This is a genomic window from Nocardia sp. NPDC055321 (genome assembly GCF_053645575.1).
Window position 1 is genome coordinate 198,959 of record NZ_JBSHMS010000012.1, and the last position, 16,621, is coordinate 215,579.

Sequence of the window (16,621 nt, forward strand, 5' to 3'; positions counted from 1 at the left end):
CTGTCAGGCGGCTGTCAGCGCGGTGTCAGCCGGGCCGGACAAAGTGTGTACATCAACGAAGCGAGCGGGCCGGGAACCGAAACACCCGGGCAGCGAACAACAATCGAGGAGTACACCATGTCGAACACCACCGTCGCCCTGACCGCCGAGAACCAGAGCGTCCTGCGCACCGCCGCCTACGGCGCGGTCACCCTGCTGGCCGCCGCCGGCGCGCCCGCCAAGAGCGTCTCCCGCGGCTCCATCGCACTGCTGTCCGCGACGGGTCTGGTCGGGCACGTGCTTTCCGGCAAGTCCAACGACATCCACCTGTCCGGCAAGTCGGTCGCCGACATCGCCGAGCAGGTCCTGCCGAGCCTGACTGCGACCGTGCGGCTGCTCGACCAGTACCCGGGCGAGGCGGCCAACTTCCGCGACACGGTCATGGTCGCGGTGGCGGCCGCGTCGCAGCCGAAGAAGGGCGAGACCGCCCCGGCGGTGGTCGCGATGTCCCAGAAGATCGCCGCGGCGCTCGCGGCGTGACCCCCGCGCCGGTGGTTCCAGCCACCGCGGAAGGCCTGGCTCGAGGCTGTGCTGCGGGAGCGGCTGGGTCGCGGCGAATATGCCGCGACCCGGCGTTCTCGCCTCGGCTTTCCCGCCCGGGTATCGGCGCTCGGGTGCTGTCCGCCGCGACACCGGACGGCGGTGGTGTTGCGGCCCAACGGATGCGGCTTCGCCGGGTATCGGCGAGGCCGCATCGGCGCGGGTGCGCCGGATCAGTTGGCGGGCGCGGGCATCACCCCGCGCGGCACCACCCGGACGAAATCGGTGGGCCCCAGGTTCCCGTCGACGCCGACGCAGGTGACGTCGACGCCGCCGCCGGGCACGCTCGCGGGCGCGGCGATCGTATAGAACGGCAGGTAGGTGCCGCCGTGGGCGGCGGATTCGGGTTCGGCGTCGGCCGGGGGCGGCAGCAGTTCGACCGGGCTACCCGCGGAATCGACGACCGTGCACTGCACCCAGGCGGGCTCCCACTTCGCCTTGCCCTTGATGTCGAGCACCGCGTCCGCCGGCACCGCGACCCGCTGGGTGTCGCCCAGTGGAATCCGCACGCCCCCACCCTGTTCGCCCGGGTCGTCGCTCTCGTTCGCGGGCCCGGGCGTCGGGGTGACCGTCGTGACCGTCGTGGCCGGTGCACTCGGCGTCCCGGCATCGGCCTCGGCGTCGTCCTTCGTCGAACATCCGGCCATCGCCAGCCCCGCCGCCGCGACAGCCGCTACCACCACAACCTTCTTCCCACCGAACATCGCAACCTCCCGACTAGACGAATGAGTTCAGACGGTAAACCGGCAGCATTCGAACCGCTGTTAGCCTCGAGTGGCACCTGTCACGCCCGCCGATTAAAGCGATGAAACTAGCCTTGAAAAGCACTTATACAACAAAACCGCACGGTGATGATAGGCGAGTTCGTCAATCGAATCGGCGGAGTCCGGCGATAGACACGCCCCGAGAGAACGATTCAGCAAACTTTTCGCACACGAGGCGTCTCATCTCCCCGAAACCCGTTCCCGCTCTCCGCCGTCGCCCGATGCGATGATCGGACGGTGAACACGGACCTCGAAACGGCGCTCACGGCCGTGTCCTCCGCGTTCGACACCTATCCCCGCCGCCCGGTCCTCGACCGCTGCCCCCACTGCGGCCCGCCGGTTCACGTCGACCGGGTGGACCTCTTCTGGCTGTTGATCAAGCTCGGCAACACCGTCGGCGATCGCGCCGACGTGAAGGCCCTGCTGCCGATGTTCCTGGGCCGCTTGGTCACCACCACCGAACTCGATGCGGACCTGGTACTCGGCCTGCTCGACCGCAACGAGTGGCTGACCTGGCCGCCCGTGGAGCAGCGAGCGGTGGCGGACTACCTGAACGCGGTGTGGCGGGCGTTGCTTGCCGAGTTCCCGGCCGAGTTGGGCGCTTTCACCGGCACGGGTGAATTCCTCGGCTCCCTCGCGCGGGCCGTCGTCGACACGAACCGTTTTCTGCGGGAGTGGTCGTCCCACGACACCGAAGCCGCCGACCGGCACCTCGCGCTGCTCGTGTCGGACATCGCCGATGGCCGGATCGGCGCGAACCTGATCGAGGGTTTCGGCCGGGGTGCCGTGCGGGACCGGCTGTTTCGGGCCTTCGAACGGGACTGCGACCGAGAATGGGCGGGGGAGTTGGCGCGGGCGTACGACCTGGCCTGCTGTTGGGAACTCTGAACTCGACGCGGCCGCGTGGTCGGGACGCACCCGGACCGGGTACGGAACCGATTGATTCAGTGCAGGATTCGGCCGGTGTGGCGGGTGGGGGCGCGGCGGGGGCGGCGGTGGTCGGTGCGGCCGGCGGGGCGCGGGGTGGGGAGGCGGGCGGGGGAATCGGGGCGTCTGGGGGGAGATTCGGCGGCGGACAGGTGGTTTCGGGCATCCTCCACCAGGCGGGCGCCGATCGCGGCGGCCAGGGCCGCGCAGAGGGCGGCGAGGGGGGCGATGACCGCGGCCACTATCAGGCCGAGGTACAGCTGCCTGCGCGCGCGGTCATGGTCGCTCATGAGATTCAGTATGGGAGCCGGGAGCGCCGATTGTCCTGCTCTCCAGTGACATTGGACGTAACGACTCGGCCCGGCGGAACCGGATCGGGCGGAATCGGACAGCGAAACGGCCCCGGAGGTGGAACCTCCGGGGCCGGTCACGGTCGTATCTACGGGCGGGTGACTACTTCTTGCCGCCGGTCAGATCCATGCCGGGGGTCGCGTCGGCGATATTGGCGTCGGCCGACACCACCGCGCTGCCCCGCTTGCGCGTGCGCAGCCACTTCTCCAGGCGGGTGGCCGCCACGGACAGCGCGTAGTTGAGCGCGATCATCAGCGCCGCCACCACCAGCAGCGCGGGAATGGTGTTCTGCTCCGCCGCGCCCAGGCGTTTGCCCGCCCGCACCACCTCGGGGTAGGTGATCGCGTACCCCAGCGCGGAATCCTTGAGCGCCACCACCATCTGCGACACCAGCGCGGGCAGCATGGCGGTGATCGCCTGCGGCAGCAGCACCAGCCGCATGAGCTGGCCCTTGCGCATACCGAGCGCGACCGCGGCCTCACCCTGACCGCGCGGCAGCGAGCGGATGCCCGAGCGCACGATCTCGGCGATGACCGAACCGTTGTAGATGGTCAGCGCCGTCACCACCGCCGCCAGCGCCAGCTGATCGGACGGGAAGACGTTGTACTCGGAGTAGATCGCGAACAGGAAGATCATCAGTATCAGCACCGGAATCGCCCGCGACACCTCCACCACGGCGCCCGCGATCCAGCGCACCACCCGGTGGTCGGACAGTCGCAGGATGCCGAAGGTCATGCCGATCAGCAGCGCGAGGGTGATCGAGAGCACCGCGGCCACGATCGTGCCCTGCAAACCCGGCAGCAGGTAGGTCGTCCAGACCTGCCCCTCCAGGAACGGCTTCCACTTCTCCGCGGTGAACTGATCCTTCTCCGCGAGCCCGCTGTAGACGAACCAGCCCGCCGCGAGCACCAGCGCGATCACGACCACCGAGTACAGCCGGTAGCGCAGGCGCGCCTTGGGACCGGGCGCGTCGTACAGGACCGAAGCCGACGTCATCGTGCCACCTCGTATCGTTTGGCCAGCCAGCCGAACAGCAGCCCGGCGGGCAGGGTGAGCAGCACGAAGCCGAAGGCGAAGATCGCGCCGACCAGCAGCGGCGCGGCCTCGACCTCGATCATGTCGTCCATCAGCAGCGCGGCCTCGGTGACACCGATCACCGAGGCGACGGTGGAGTTCTTGGTCAACGCGATGAACACGCTACCCAGCGGCGCGATCACCGCGCGAAAAGCCTGCGGCAGCACCACGAGACGCAGATTCTGGAAGAACGTCAGCCCCAGCGAGCGGCCCGCCTCGGACTGCCCCAGCGGCACGGTGTTGATGCCCGAGCGCAGCGACTCACACACGAAAGCCGCCGTGTACACGCTCAATCCGAGCACCGCGTACCGGAAGTTGTTCTCCATGAGGTCGTTCGGGCCGTCCGGCGCCAGTTTGATCTGCAGCGTCGTGTACAGGCCGAGCGAGCAGAACACGATGATCACGGTCAGCGGCGTATTGCGGAAGATGTTGACGTACGCCGTGCCGACCCAGCGCGCGATCGGCACCGGCGAGACCCGCATGCCGGCCACCAGGGTGCCCAGGATCAGCGCGCCGAGCGCCGAGTACAGCGTCAGTTTGATGGTCACCCAGAACGCGTCGTACAGCTGGGTGTCGTACCGGGAGATCAAGTCGAACACGGCTGTCGCGTCCCTCCGATCGAAATGCGAAGCGTGCCGGGCGGATTCGGAAGAACCGCCCGGCACGCGCCATCAACTCAGTAGCGGTCGACCGTCGGCGGGGCGGGGACCTCGAAGCCGACGCCCGCGAAGTTCTTCTCCACCGCGCTCTTCCAGGCGCCGCTGGTGATCATGGCCTCGATGGCGTCATTGATCTTGTTGCGCGACTCGGTGTCGCCCTTCTTCACGCCGATGCCGTACTTCTCGGTGGTGAAGGGCTGCCCGACGACCTTGAACACACCCGGCTGCTGCGCCGCGTAACCGGCCAGGATCACCGCGTCGGTGGTGACCGCGTCCACGGCCTTGCCCTTGAGGCCCTCGAGGCACAGCGAGTACGTGTCGTAGGTCTGCAGCTGGGTCTCGGGGTAGTTCTTCTCGATGTTCTGGGCCGGGGTCGACCCCTTGACCGAGCACACCTTCTTGCCCTTGAGGCTGTCCGGCCCGGTGATGTCGGTGTTGTCCGAGCGCACCAGGAACGACTGTCCCGTAATGAAATACGGTCCCGCGAAGTCGACCTTCTCCTTGCGCTTGTCGTTGATCGAATAGGTCGCGACGACGAAGTCGACCTGCCCGTTCTCGATCAGCGTCTCACGCTGCGGGGACGGGGCCTCCACGAACTTGATGTCCTCGGCCTTGACGCCCATCTTGTCCGCGACGTAGGTCGCCACGTCCACGTCCAGGCCGCTGAACGAGCCGTCCTTGTTCTGCAGCCCCAGACCCGGCTGGTCGTACTTGATGCCGATGGTCAGCTTGCCGTCGGCGGCGTTCTCGCTGGCGGTCTTGTCACTGCCGCCGCCACAGCCGCTGGCGACGACCGCGAGCGCGAGTGCGCCGGCCGCGACCTTGAGCGTGTGTGTGAACCTCATCGCGAGTCCTCTTCTCTCGGTGAAACGTCTCTCGGTACTGCTCGGTCAGTGGCTGAGGATCTTGCCCAGGAAGTCCTTGGCGCGATCGGATTCGGGTGCGGTGAAGAATTTCTCGGGGTCGGTGTCCTCGACGATCTGCCCGTCCGCCATGAACAGCACGCGATTGCCGGCCTTGCGCGCGAAGCCCATCTCGTGGGTGACCACGACCATGGTCATGCCGTCCTTGGCCAGCTGCACCATGACCTCGAGGACCTCGGACACCATCTCCGGATCCAGCGCGGAGGTCGGCTCGTCGAACAGCATGACCTTGGGATTCATGGCCAGCGCGCGAGCGATCGCCACGCGCTGCTGCTGCCCGCCGGACAGCTGCGCCGGGTACTTGTCGGCCTGGTTGGCGATGCCGACCCGGTTGAGCAGCTCCATGGCGCTGGTCTTGGCCTTGGCCTTGTCGATGCCGCGCACCTTGACCGGCGCGAGCATGACGTTCTCGAGAATGGTCTTGTGCGCGAACAGATTGAAGGACTGGAACACCATCCCCACATCGGCGCGCAGCTTGGCCAGGGCGCGGCCTTCGTCGGGCAGTTGCACCCCGTCGATGGCGATGGTTCCGGAGTCGATGGTTTCGAGGCGGTTGATGGTGCGACACAGCGTCGACTTGCCGGATCCGGACGGTCCCACCACGATCACGACCTGCCCTTTGGGCACTTCGAGGTTGATGTCCCGCAGAACGTGCAGCGAGCCGAAGTGCTTGTCCACCGTCCGCATGGAGATCATCGGCGCGGATTTCGTGACGGATACAGGCGCGTCGGTCATGACCAGTGACCTTAGAGGGATCATGCCCGAAATGCTCGTCTTTGCTCTGGCAAAGGACACTGTGCCTGGACTCGACATCCCCGCGTAACCGCGGGTTGACGCTCGTGTGACCGGGGAGAGCCAGGTCACCGTCGGTGGACGGGGTGGATGAGCCGATCCGCACAGCCATTACCCTGGTTGGGTGAATTCGTTGGGGCAGGTTTCGGCACTTGGCGTGGTTGACGGGCTCGGCGCGGACGCGGAGCTGGGTACGGCCACGCGGACCTATGAGGTCCGCACCTACGGGTGCCAGATGAACGTGCATGACTCCGAACGCCTCTCGGGTCTGCTCGAGGACGCCGGCTACCGCCGCGCCGTCCCGGGCGCCACCGCCGACCTGGTGGTCTTCAACACCTGCGCGGTGCGCGAGAACGCCGACAACAAGCTGTACGGCACGCTCGGGCACCTCGCGCCGATCAAGGCCGAGCGCCCCGGCATGCAGATCGCCGTCGGCGGCTGCCTGGCGCAGAAGGACCGCGACACCGTGGTCAAGAAGGCGCCGTGGGTGGACGTGGTGTTCGGCACCCACAACATCGGCTCGCTGCCGGTGCTGCTCGAGCGCGCCCGCCACAACGAGCAGGCGCAGGTCGAGATCATCGAATCGCTCGAGGCGTTCCCGTCCACGCTGCCCGCCAAGCGGGAGTCGGCCTACGCCGGGTGGGTGTCGATCTCGGTGGGCTGCAACAACACCTGCACGTTCTGCATCGTGCCCGCGCTGCGCGGCAAGGAAGTCGACCGCCGTCCCGGCGACGTGCTGGCCGAGGTGCAGGCCCTGGTCGATCAGGGCGTGCTCGAGGTGACCCTGCTCGGCCAGAACGTGAACGCCTACGGCGTCTCCTTCGCCGATCCCACCGAGGAGCGCGACCGCGGCGCGTTCGCCAAACTGCTGCGCGCCTGCGGGAACATCGAGGGGCTCGAGCGCGTGCGCTTCACCTCCCCGCATCCGGCGGAGTTCACCGACGACGTCATCGAGGCCATGGCCGAGACGCCGAACGTGTGCCCGCAGCTGCACATGCCGCTGCAGTCCGGGTCCGACCGGGTCCTCAAGGCCATGAAGCGGTCCTACCGCAGCAAGAAGTTCCTGGGCATCATCGAGAAGGTGCGCGCGGTCATGCCGCACGCGGCCATCACCACCGACATCATCGTCGGCTTCCCGGGCGAGACCGAGGAGGATTTCCAGGCCACCCTGGACGTGGTGCGCGCGGCGCGGTTCACCAGCGCCTACACCTTCCAGTACTCGATCCGCCCGGGCACACCGGCCGCGGACATGCCCGATCAGCTGCCCAAGGAAGTGGTGCAGGAGCGCTACATGCGGCTCATCGCGCTGCAGGAACAGATGTCCCTGGAAGGCAATCAGGCGCTCATCGGCACCCGGGTCGAGCTGCTGGTCGCCGAGGGCGCGGGCAAGAAGAACGCCGCCACCGCGCGCATGAGCGGGCGGGCCCGCGACGGCCGCCTGGTGCATTTCCGGCCGCCCGCCGACCTGCCCGCGGGCTCGGAGATCCGTCCCGGCGACATCGTCACCGTGGATGTGACCGAAGCGGCCCCGCATCACCTCATCGCCGACAGCGCGGTCTTCAGCCATCGCCGCACCGCCGCGGGCGACGCCCACGAGCGCGGCGTCACCCCCAAGACCGCGCCCATCGGCGTCGGACTGGGCCTGCCGCGCATCGGCGCGCCCGTGGTCGTGGAGACGGCGGCGGCCGGGTGCGGCTCGGCCTGCGGCGACTGATTCGGCCGGTGACGGCGGATTCCGGGACGACGCGCGCCGACTGATTCCGACACCCCGTAGTAGATCGAATCGGCGGCCGGGCATGATGTGGGTCGACACCACTCCCGCATGACTCAGGACCACACCCCATGAGCGAGCACAAGCCCACCGGCCCCGAAGATGCCGAACCGGACCGTGTCGAGAACCGGGACGCGGCGAGCGGGCGTACGGAAGATCGAGCCGCACAATCCGATTCGGCGCCCGAGTGCGCGCCCGAGGCGAACGAGGAGACCATGAAGTCGGCGAAGGACAGTCAGGACTTCGAACAGTTCCGCGCGGATCTGGAAGCCGTCGAGCGCAGGATCGCCGGGGAGATCGACCCGGGCGTGCGCGCCATGGTGGTCGCGATCGCGGTGTTCGCCCTGCTGATCTCGCTGGTGCTCCCGCACGCCGGCGGCGCTCGCGGCTTCGACGTACTGCTCTACGACGCGGCCGCCCAGGCCGAGCACATCGGGCTGCCCTCGCGGATCTTCGAATGGTTCGTGGTCGTGTTCGGCATCGGCTTCTCGCTGCTGGCGCTCATGACCCGCCGCTGGGTGCTGGCGTGGATCGCGGTCGCCGGCTCGGCCATCGCCAGCGTGTTCGGCGTCTTCTCGATCTGGCACCGGAACACCCCCGGCCTCGGCAACTACCAGGGCGCGGGCCCCGGCTTCGGCCTGATCCTGGCCACGATCGCGGTGATGGTCCTGACCTTCCACTGGATTCGCGTGGTGTGGAGCCGGACCGCCCTGCACCTCGAGGCCGAGGAGCAGCGCCGCCTGGCCGCCGCCGAGGCCGAGCAGCGCGATCGCCGCCGCCTCTTCGGCGAGGACTGAGCGGTAGGGTCAGGAACCCAGGACGAACTCGGCGAGCAGGTCGTACTGCTCCTCGTCGATGCCGTCGTCGAGGGGAACCGCGACCAGGACCGTGCCCTCTTCCTCGCCGACGAACAGGGCGGGGTCGTTGCAGTCCGCGAAGCCGATCGCGTCTATCCCCGCGAAAGCCGCGCCGCCGCACCAACCGTGGTCGGCGACCACCAGATCCGGCGGCGGGGCCCCGGCCGCGGCCATCTCCTCGAGGACCACCCGCGCGGCCTGGGCGGTATGTGAATGCACCGAGTTGCCGGCCACCGCCACGGTCGCCACACCCAGGTCGAATCGGACTTCCTGTTCCTGCACCGCCCATTTCGTATCGCCCTGGAAGCGCGCGCCCGCACCGAATTCCAGCACCGTGCCGCCCGCCGCGCTCAACTCCCGCGCCAGCCGCTGATACATGCGCCGCAGCGTGCGCGGATGGCCCGTCGCGAACAGCACCCGCTCCCGGTCGCGCAGCGCCCGGCGGAACCGGACCGCATACCGCTCCAGCGCGTCGGCGGTCAGTTCGGGGTCGATGGTGTCCACCCCGCGCCGGAAGTTCAGCCGCGGGTTGACCCCGGCCCGGCGCACCATCACCCCCAGCACGGCGTCCGCGTCCCACCGCCCGCCGAAGTCCATCCCGAACTGAAAGTACGTGTCCCCCTCCGCCATCATGCGGTAGTGCTCGAGGTTGTTCTCCCGGGGCGTGGCCACCGACCCCGCCATACCGGTTTTCAGCAGATGGGTGATCAGTTCGTCCCGTGTCGGAGCCATACTTCCGAGCGTAACCCCGCCCGACCCGCCACCGTGCCCCTATTTCCCCTGGAGCCCAACATGATTGACGCACGGACCCCGGCCCGCTGCCCCACACCCACCGGCTGCCCGACAAACCCCGTTCCGGGACAACGACTTCGAGACGCGAGTTCCTGGTGCGCACGCCGCGCCGGTGAGCGTGCGCGGTCGGAGGCATGCGACAGCCCATTATTCCGCCCGGCGAGACGGCAACGGACACCACGCGATCGAGTGGGACGCCATGCTCACGACTCCGCTCGGGCACGACAGCGCCCCTGCACGACAGCGCCCGCCGACCACAAGGTCGGCGGGCGCGGTTGCTACCTCGGGGCGGGATCAGCGCTGGCTGACCGCGCCTTCGGCGGCCTCGGCCCATTCACGCCACTGCTTGGCCTGCTCCAGGGCCTTCTCGGCGTCCCTGGTCTTGCCCGCGGCCTGGGCCTTGGCGGCCTGCTCTTCGAACTGGGCCACGCGCTCGCGGAACTGGGCCGCGCGGGCCATCGCCTCGGGATCGCTGCGCCGCCACTGGGCGTCCACGGCGTCGCGCACGCGCTTCTCGACCGCGCGCAGACGGGCCTCGAGGTCGTGGATGCGCTCGCGCGGGACCTTGCCGATCGCGTCCCACTTCTCCTGCAGCTCACGCAGCGCCGCGCGGGCGGCGTCGAGACCCGTTTCCGGGTTGAGGTTCTCGTAGTGCAGCAGCAGCTCTTCCTTGGCCGTCGCGTTCTGCTCGAACTCGGCGTCGCGCTCGGAGGCGGCGGAGTTGCGGGCCGCGAAGAACACGTCCTGCGCGGCCTTGAACCGCTTCCACAGCTGCTCGTCCGCTTCGCGGGGCGCGCGACCCGAACCCTTCCACTCGGCCAGCAGATCGCGGAAGATCGCCGCGGTGCCCGCCCAGTCGGTGGAGCCGGAGAGCTCCTCGGCCCGCACGCACAGCTCTTCCTTGTGCGACTTGGCCGAGGCGCGTTCGCGATCGAGCTCGGCGAAGTGCGCGCCACGGCGCCGGTTGAACGCCTCACGCGCCTTGGAGAACCGCCGCCACAGCGCGTCGTCGACCTTGCGGTCGACGCCGCGGATGGTCTTCCACTCGTCGAGGATCTCGCGCAGCCGGTCGCCGGCCACCTTCCACTGGGTGGAGTCGGCGGCGATCTGCTCGGCCTCGGCGGCCAGCGCCTCTTTGCGCTCGGTTTGCTCGTGCCGCGAGCGTTCCTTCTCCTCTTTGGCGTGCGCGGCGGCCTCGTCCGAGTGCTCGATGATGGCCCGCAGGCGCACCGTCAGCCCGTCGATATCGCCGATGACCGCGGCGGTCGGCAACGTTTCGGCAAGCGCGGTGGCGGCCGCCTTGGTCTTGCGTGCGTCGGTGCCGGCGGCCAGGCGCGCCTCCAGCAGGGCGACCTCGGTGGCCAGATCGTCGAAGCGGCGGCCGAAGTGGGCCAGCCCCTCGGTGGCGTCGCCGGCCTGCCAGGAGCCGATGACGCGTTCGCCCTCGGTGGTCTTGACCCACGCGGTGCCGTCCTCGTCGACGCGTCCCCACTGGCTGGGGTCGCTCGAGGCGGGTACGACCACGGGATGCGGGTGCGGGGTGGCCGGGCCGGGAGCGGGCTTGACGGCGTGAGGTTTGGGGGCTTCCGGTTTGTGCGGCACGGGCCCGGGACGGGGTCCGGCGGCAGCGGCCGGTGACGGTCGCGCGGCGGCGCCGGACACGGGCGTCGCGGTCGACTCCGGGTGGGTAGCCTTCTCGTTTCCGCTGTTCTCGGTCATCGCTCCTCGTCCCTGCCGCGCGTCACGGCTGCCTGGTTACGCCCTAGCTCATCTGCCTAGCAGATCCCATTCAACCAGGCTGAGGTGGGAAATGCTGTCTTTGAGCCCACCTCCGTGGCGCGGCGACCCGGGCGGGGTGGGGCTGGTGAGGCACGGTAGCGCTACGGTTGACGGCGTGTTCTGTGTTGCGTCGCTGGTTCCTTCCCCGCCCGTGCTGGTGCCCCGGCTCGGGGGCGCGGCGGGTACCGCGGCTGAGGGCGAGGTAGCCGCGCTGCGTGCGGCGGTGCGCCGGGCGGCGACCGAACTCGCCGAGGCCGCCGACCAGTGGATCGTGGTCGGCGCGGCCGACGCCGATCGAGTCCTGGGGCCGGAGACGGTGGGCACGTTCCGGGGATACGGCGTGGATGTGCGCGCCGGTTTCACCGAGACCCCCCTTGACGACAATTCCGCGATCGCCGACCCGACGCTGCCGCTGCCCGCGCTGATCGGCGCGTGGCTGCGCGAGCAGGTGGCCCCGCACGCGGTGGCCCAGGCGCGCCTGGTCGCGGCCGACACCCCGGCCGCCGAGTGCGTGGCCTTCGGCTCGTGCCTGCGCGGCTCGCTGGACGCCGGTCCCGCGCGCTACGGCGTCCTCGTGGTCGGCGACGGCGCGGCAACCCTGACCACCGCCTCGCCCGGTTACTTCGACGAACGCGCCGCGGACGTGCAGGCCGAGATCGATCGCGCCCTGAGCGCGGGGGACAGGCGCGCGCTGGCCGAACTCGATCCCGGTCTCTGCGCCGAACTGCACATCGGCGGCCGCGCCGCGTACCAGATACTGGCCGGGCTCTTCCAGCCCGAGGCCGCCGACCCCAAGGTCGAAACCCTGTACAGCGCAGCGCCGTTCGGGGTGGGCTACCACGTGAGCGTCTGGCATCCGGAAGGCGCCGCGTGAGGCCGCCCATCGCGGTGGTCGGGCCCACCGCCACCGGAAAGTCCGATCTCGCACTGGATCTGGCCGAACACTTCGACGGCGAGATCGTGAACATCGACGCCATGCAGCTCTATCGCGGCATGGACGTCGGCACCGCGAAACTGACGCTCGCCGAGCGCCGCGGCATCCCGCACCATCAGCTGGACGTGCTGGACGTCACCGAAACCGCCACCGTCGCGGCGTATCAGAGCGCGGCCCGCGCCGACGTCGAGGCCATCCTGGCCCGCGGTCGCACCCCGGTCATCGTGGGCGGCTCCATGATGTACGTGCAGGCGCTGCTCGACGACTGGGATTTCCCGGCCACCGACCCCGAGATCCGCGCGAAATGGGAAGCGCTGCTGGCCGAACGCGGCGTCGTGGTCGTGCACGAGGCGCTGCGCGCGGCCGATCCGGTGGCCGCCGCCACGATCCTGCCCACCGACGGCCGCCGCATGGTGCGCGCGCTCGAGGTGGTCGAGATCACCGGCCGCCCGTTCGCCGCCTCCGCGCCGCAGATCGGCGAACCCCGCTGGGGCACGGTCATTCTCGGCGTGGATCGCGACACCACGGCGCTCGACGCGCGCATCGAACTGCGCACGGCGGGTATGTTCACCTCCGGCTTGGTGGAGGAGGTGCGCACCCTCATCGGTCAGGGCCTGCGCGAAGGGCAGACCGCCCGGCGCGCAATCGGTTACGCACAAGTCCTGGACTACCTGGACAACGAATACGACCTGAACGAAGCACAGGAGCGCACCTTCATCGGTACCCGGCGCTATGTCCGACGGCAGCGGTCGTGGTTCCGCCGCGACAAGCGGGTGCGATGGGTGGACGGCGCCGATCCGGAGCTGCTGGGTACGGCGCTGGCCCGCATTCACTCCGCTACGACGAGGGATGAACAGGAAGTCCGGTAATTTGACGCGCCGCGCGAACGCCCGCAACGCCTCGGTCCAGGTGTGGCAGGCCTACTTGAACAACCGGGCCAGCAGACTGCGTGACAATCGATTCCTGGTGCACGGCCGCCGGCCCATCACCCGCGCGCTCGAATACCGTTGGCCCCTGGAGACTCTCGTCTACCGGCTGGGCTCGACCGAGCTCTCGGAGTGGGCCCGGCAGGTGCTCGAGACCAGCGGGGTGCCGAGCGTGGGGCTGGTACCCGAGGTGATGGCCGAGCTGGCCGAGCCGACCGAGGGGATTCCTGAGGTGGTGGCGGTGGCGGCCACCCGGCGCATGGAGCTGGAGGACTTCGCGCCGGGCAGCCCGCAGGAGCCGCCGACCGTGGTCGTGATCGACCGTCCGACCGCGCCCGCGCGACTGGGCGCCGTCATCCGCTCGGCGGTGGCCTTCGGCGCGGGCGGGGTGATCATCACCGGCACCGGCGCCGACCAGTACGACCCCCAGACCGTGCGCGTCTCCGACGGCGCGCTCTTCGCGATCCCGGTGCTGCGCGCCTCGGGACCGAGCCAGGTGGCGGTGTTCGCCGACCGGCAGGCGGAGCGGGGTATCGAGACCCGTATCGTCGGCAGTGACGATCGCGGTGGAATAGCCCTCGACGACTTCGAGTTCGACGGGGGAACCATCCTGGTTCTCGGTGACGAGCGGGAGGCGCTCGATACCTCCTGGTCGCAGGTGTGCGACGAGCTGGTGTGCATTCCGACCGACGGCACCCTCGGTGCGCCGTCGGCGGCGGCGGTGGCCCTGTACGAAATTTCCCGGCAGCGCCGGGCGGTGCGGTGAGTGGTGAGGACTATGGCGAACGAGAACGCGGCTGATATCGCATTCAGCAAAGGGCACGGCACCCAGAACGATTTCGTGGTGCTGCCGGACCCCGATGCCTGGCTGGAGTTGACCGAGTCCCGGGTGCGGGCGCTGTGCGACCGCCAGCGCGGCCTCGGCGCGGACGGCGTGCTGCGTGTGGCCCGCGCGGGCGCGCTCATCGAAACCGGCGCTCTCCCAACCCTGCCCGAGGGCGTGAGCGCCGACGACTGGTTCATGGACTACCGCAACGCCGACGGCTCCATCGCCGAGATGTGCGGCAACGGCGTGCGCGTGTTCGCCCACTACCTGGTGGCCACCGGCCTGGAAGCGCGCACCGAGTTCGTGGTCGGCAGCCGCGCGGGCGCCCGCCCGGTGGTCGTGCACCACGCCGACCCCGTGCACGGTGAGGTCACCGTCGCCATGGGCCGGGTCGGCGTCCTCGGCGCCTCGACCGCGACCGTCGACGGCCGCGAGTTCACCGGCCTCGGCATCGACGTCGGCAACCCGCACCTCGCCTGCGTCGATCCCGCCCTGACCCCGCTGCTGCTGTCCGAGCTGGACCTGACCCGCGCACCCGCCTTCGACCGCACCTTCTTCCCGCACGGCGTCAACGTCGAGCTCCTGACCCCTCTGGCCGTCGCCTCCGACGGTCAGCGCGGCGTCCACATGCGCGTCTACGAACGCGGCGTGGGCGAAACCCGTTCCTGCGGAACCGGAACCGTGGCCGCCGCCGCGGCCGCCCTGGCCGCCGAGGGCTTCGACCTCGCCACCGACACCGGCCACATCCAGGTCCACATCCCCGGCGGCACGGTGACCGTGGGCGTCGAGTCCGGCGCCGCCTGGCTCCGCGGCCCCTCGGTCCTCCTTGCGACCGGCACCCTCGCCGCCAAATGGTGGCAGGACGCCTGACCCCACGCACACGCGCCCGTCGACTGCCCGGTCGGCTGGGCTTCGACCCTTCGGGGACAGGGCTCGGCCGCCCGCGTGTTCGGCTGTGCTCGATGTCCCGCCGGGGGTCCGGGGGCTCGGCCCCCGGTCTCTTCTCCAGGGGGTGTGGGGGCGAAGCCCCCACGGAACCTCCCGCGAATCGCGGTGAAATAACCGAATGCGTCATTCGGTTGGTCCGTGGGACCATGGAGGCGTATGAGTAAACAAGAAACGTACGAGTTCACTCCCGCTGAGGAGCACACCGACGACGCCGAGACCGGTTGGTCCGCGTCGCCGACCGTCGGTGAGTTGCAGCTCGAGGAGCGCGCCGCACTGCGCCGCACCGCCGGGCTCTCCACCGAACTCGAGGATGTCACCGAGGTCGAGTACCGGCAGCTGCGTCTCGAGCGCGTCGTGCTGGTCGGTGTCTGGACCGAGGGCACCCCCGCCCAGGTCGAGTCGAGAATGGCCGAGCTGGCCGCGCTCGCCGAGACCGCCGGTTCCGAAGTGCTCGACTCGCTGATCCAGCGGCGCGACAAGCCGGACAAGGCCACCTACATCGGTTCGGGCAAGACCGACGAGCTGCGCGAAATGGTGCTCGAGGTGGGCGCCGACACCGTCATCTGTGACGGCGAACTCTCCCCGGCGCAGCTGACCGCGCTGGAGAAGGTCGTCAAGGTCAAGGTCATCGACCGCACCGCGCTGATCCTGGACATCTTCGCCCAGCACGCGACCTCGCGGGAGGGCAAGGCCCAGGTCTCCCTGGCTCAGATGGAATACATGCTGCCGCGCCTGCGCGGCTGGGGTGAGTCCATGTCCCGGCAGGCCGGTGGCCGCGCGGGCGGCGCGAACGGCGGCGTGGGTACGCGCGGTCCGGGTGAGACGAAGATCGAGACCGACCGCCGGCGCATCCGCGAGCGCATGGCCAAACTGCGCCGTGAGATCCGCGAGATGAAGACCGCGCGCGACACCAAGCGCGCCAAGCGCACCGCCAGCGGCATTCCGCAGGTCGCGATCGTCGGCTACACCAACGCCGGCAAGTCGAGCCTGATGAATTCGCTGACCGGCGCCGGGCTGCTGGTGCAGGACGCGCTCTTCGCGACCCTCGACCCGACGACGCGCAAGGCGGCGCTGGAGGACGGTCGCGAGGTCGTGTTCACCGACACCGTCGGATTCGTCCGGCACCTGCCGACCCAGCTCGTCGAAGCCTTCCGGTCCACCCTCGAGGAGGTCACCGGCGCGGACCTGCTGCTGCACGTGGTCGACGGGTCCGATCCGCTGCCCGACATGCAGATCAAGGCCGTGCGCGAGGTCATCACCGACGTCCTGCGCGAGACCGGCACCCCGGCCCCGCCGGAGATGCTGGTGGTCAACAAGATCGACGCGCTCGATCCGATGGAGCTCACCCAGCTGCGCGGCTGGCTGCCGGAGGCGTCGTTCGTCTCCGCGCACACCGGCCAGGGCATCGACGAGCTGCGCGAGCGATTGGCGACGGCGCTGAACCTCGACGTGGAGGTCAGCGTGCTGCTGCCCTACACCCGCGGTGATCTGCTGGCCCGTATTCACGCGGACGGCCGCATCCTGAGCACCGAGCACGAGGAGTCCGGCACGCGCCTGCGGGCCCGGGTGCCGCAGTCCCTCGCGGGGGTGCTCGCCGAGTTCGCTTACGCGGGAACCGAATCCAGTGATTCGGACGAGTCCGCGGACTGACGTCCGATTCGGCATCCGGCGCCGCGGTGTTGCCATCACCGCGGCGCCGTCTCCGGGTGTGACCCCACA

The 16,621-nt window shown here is 69.6% G+C and carries 17 protein-coding genes; 9 read left to right on the forward strand and 8 right to left on the reverse strand.

Translation table 11 applies throughout. From position 1 onward, the window contains the following. Window positions 1–117 precede the first annotated feature (117 nt). A complete protein-coding gene (locus ACWIGI_RS20990) occupies window positions 118–519 on the forward strand; it encodes a hypothetical protein (RefSeq protein ID WP_454204092.1) in 402 nt (133 codons plus the stop codon). Between the two features lie 233 nt (window positions 520–752). On the opposite strand, the gene ACWIGI_RS20995 is transcribed toward ACWIGI_RS20990, so the two are convergent. Further along, window positions 753–1,259: a hypothetical protein gene (locus ACWIGI_RS20995; RefSeq protein WP_454204093.1), complete on the reverse strand. Its 507-nt coding sequence runs from the start codon at window positions 1,257–1,259 to the stop codon at window positions 753–755. Window positions 1,260–1,580: 321 nt separating this feature from the next. Here ACWIGI_RS20995 and ACWIGI_RS21000 point away from each other — a divergent pair, with 321 nt between their 5' ends. Continuing rightward, the gene (locus tag ACWIGI_RS21000) at window positions 1,581–2,231 is read left to right on the forward strand and encodes a hypothetical protein (RefSeq protein WP_454204094.1); all 651 of its coding nucleotides are present in this window, start codon (window positions 1,581–1,583) and stop codon (window positions 2,229–2,231) included. 56 nt (window positions 2,232–2,287) lie between these two features. Here the strand turns inward: ACWIGI_RS21000 and ACWIGI_RS21005 are convergent, their stop codons facing one another. From ACWIGI_RS21005 to ACWIGI_RS21025, 5 genes are all read right to left on the reverse strand, one after another. Further along, window positions 2,288–2,560 (reverse strand): hypothetical protein, encoded by a 273-nt coding sequence (locus ACWIGI_RS21005; protein ID WP_454204095.1) that lies wholly within the window; start codon window positions 2,558–2,560, stop codon window positions 2,288–2,290. Between the two features lie 163 nt (window positions 2,561–2,723). Further along, the gene (locus tag ACWIGI_RS21010) at window positions 2,724–3,617 is read right to left on the reverse strand and encodes an amino acid ABC transporter permease (protein ID WP_454204096.1); all 894 of its coding nucleotides are present in this window, start codon (window positions 3,615–3,617) and stop codon (window positions 2,724–2,726) included. After that, window positions 3,614–4,294, reverse strand: coding sequence for an amino acid ABC transporter permease (locus ACWIGI_RS21015; protein ID WP_454204097.1), 681 nt, complete (start codon window positions 4,292–4,294; stop codon window positions 3,614–3,616). The genes ACWIGI_RS21010 and ACWIGI_RS21015 overlap by 4 nt, the downstream gene beginning before the upstream one ends. A 77-nt stretch (window positions 4,295–4,371) precedes the next feature. Next, window positions 4,372–5,199, reverse strand: coding sequence for a glutamate ABC transporter substrate-binding protein (locus ACWIGI_RS21020; protein WP_454204098.1), 828 nt, complete (start codon window positions 5,197–5,199; stop codon window positions 4,372–4,374). 45 nt (window positions 5,200–5,244) lie between these two features. Further along, on the reverse strand, window positions 5,245–5,973 hold the full coding sequence (locus ACWIGI_RS21025; RefSeq protein ID WP_454204164.1) for an amino acid ABC transporter ATP-binding protein: 729 nt from the start codon (window positions 5,971–5,973) through the stop codon (window positions 5,245–5,247). Between the two features lie 283 nt (window positions 5,974–6,256). Between ACWIGI_RS21025 and miaB the strand changes: the two genes are divergently transcribed. After that, on the forward strand, window positions 6,257–7,783 hold the full coding sequence (gene miaB / locus ACWIGI_RS21030; RefSeq protein WP_454204165.1) for a tRNA (N6-isopentenyl adenosine(37)-C2)-methylthiotransferase MiaB: 1,527 nt from the start codon (window positions 6,257–6,259) through the stop codon (window positions 7,781–7,783). Window positions 7,784–8,055: 272 nt separating this feature from the next. Next, entirely contained in the window at window positions 8,056–8,637 is a 582-nt protein-coding gene (locus ACWIGI_RS21035) for an Rv2732c family membrane protein (protein ID WP_454204166.1), read from the forward strand. A gap of 9 nt (window positions 8,638–8,646) precedes the next feature. On the opposite strand, the gene ACWIGI_RS21040 is transcribed toward ACWIGI_RS21035, so the two are convergent. Both ACWIGI_RS21040 and ACWIGI_RS21045 read right to left on the reverse strand, forming a co-directional pair. Further along, window positions 8,647–9,429, reverse strand: a complete 783-nt coding sequence (locus ACWIGI_RS21040; RefSeq protein ID WP_454204099.1) for a phosphatase — start codon at window positions 9,427–9,429, stop codon at window positions 8,647–8,649. A 354-nt stretch (window positions 9,430–9,783) separates the two neighbouring features. After that, window positions 9,784–11,208: a DUF349 domain-containing protein gene (locus ACWIGI_RS21045; RefSeq protein WP_454204100.1), complete on the reverse strand. Its 1,425-nt coding sequence runs from the start codon at window positions 11,206–11,208 to the stop codon at window positions 9,784–9,786. A gap of 175 nt (window positions 11,209–11,383) precedes the next feature. Here ACWIGI_RS21045 and ACWIGI_RS21050 point away from each other — a divergent pair, with 175 nt between their 5' ends. The 5 genes from ACWIGI_RS21050 (at window position 11,384) to hflX (ending at window position 16,552) form a co-directional block, all read left to right on the forward strand. Beyond that, a complete protein-coding gene (locus tag ACWIGI_RS21050; RefSeq protein WP_454204101.1) occupies window positions 11,384–12,142 on the forward strand; it encodes a hypothetical protein in 759 nt (252 codons plus the stop codon). Then, complete coding sequence (gene miaA / locus ACWIGI_RS21055) at window positions 12,139–13,071, forward strand: tRNA (adenosine(37)-N6)-dimethylallyltransferase MiaA (RefSeq protein ID WP_454204102.1); 933 nt, start codon at window positions 12,139–12,141, stop codon at window positions 13,069–13,071. Before ACWIGI_RS21050 ends, miaA begins: the two co-directional genes overlap by 4 nt. Before the next feature lies 1 nt (window position 13,072). Further along, complete coding sequence (locus ACWIGI_RS21060) at window positions 13,073–13,894, forward strand: TrmH family RNA methyltransferase (RefSeq protein ID WP_454204103.1); 822 nt, start codon at window positions 13,073–13,075, stop codon at window positions 13,892–13,894. Between the two features lie 12 nt (window positions 13,895–13,906). Further along, window positions 13,907–14,824, forward strand: a complete 918-nt coding sequence (gene dapF / locus ACWIGI_RS21065; protein WP_454204104.1) for a diaminopimelate epimerase — start codon at window positions 13,907–13,909, stop codon at window positions 14,822–14,824. A gap of 234 nt (window positions 14,825–15,058) precedes the next feature. Then, window positions 15,059–16,552 (forward strand): GTPase HflX, encoded by a 1,494-nt coding sequence (hflX, locus tag ACWIGI_RS21070; RefSeq protein WP_454204105.1) that lies wholly within the window; start codon window positions 15,059–15,061, stop codon window positions 16,550–16,552. Window positions 16,553–16,621: the final 69 nt, after the last annotated feature.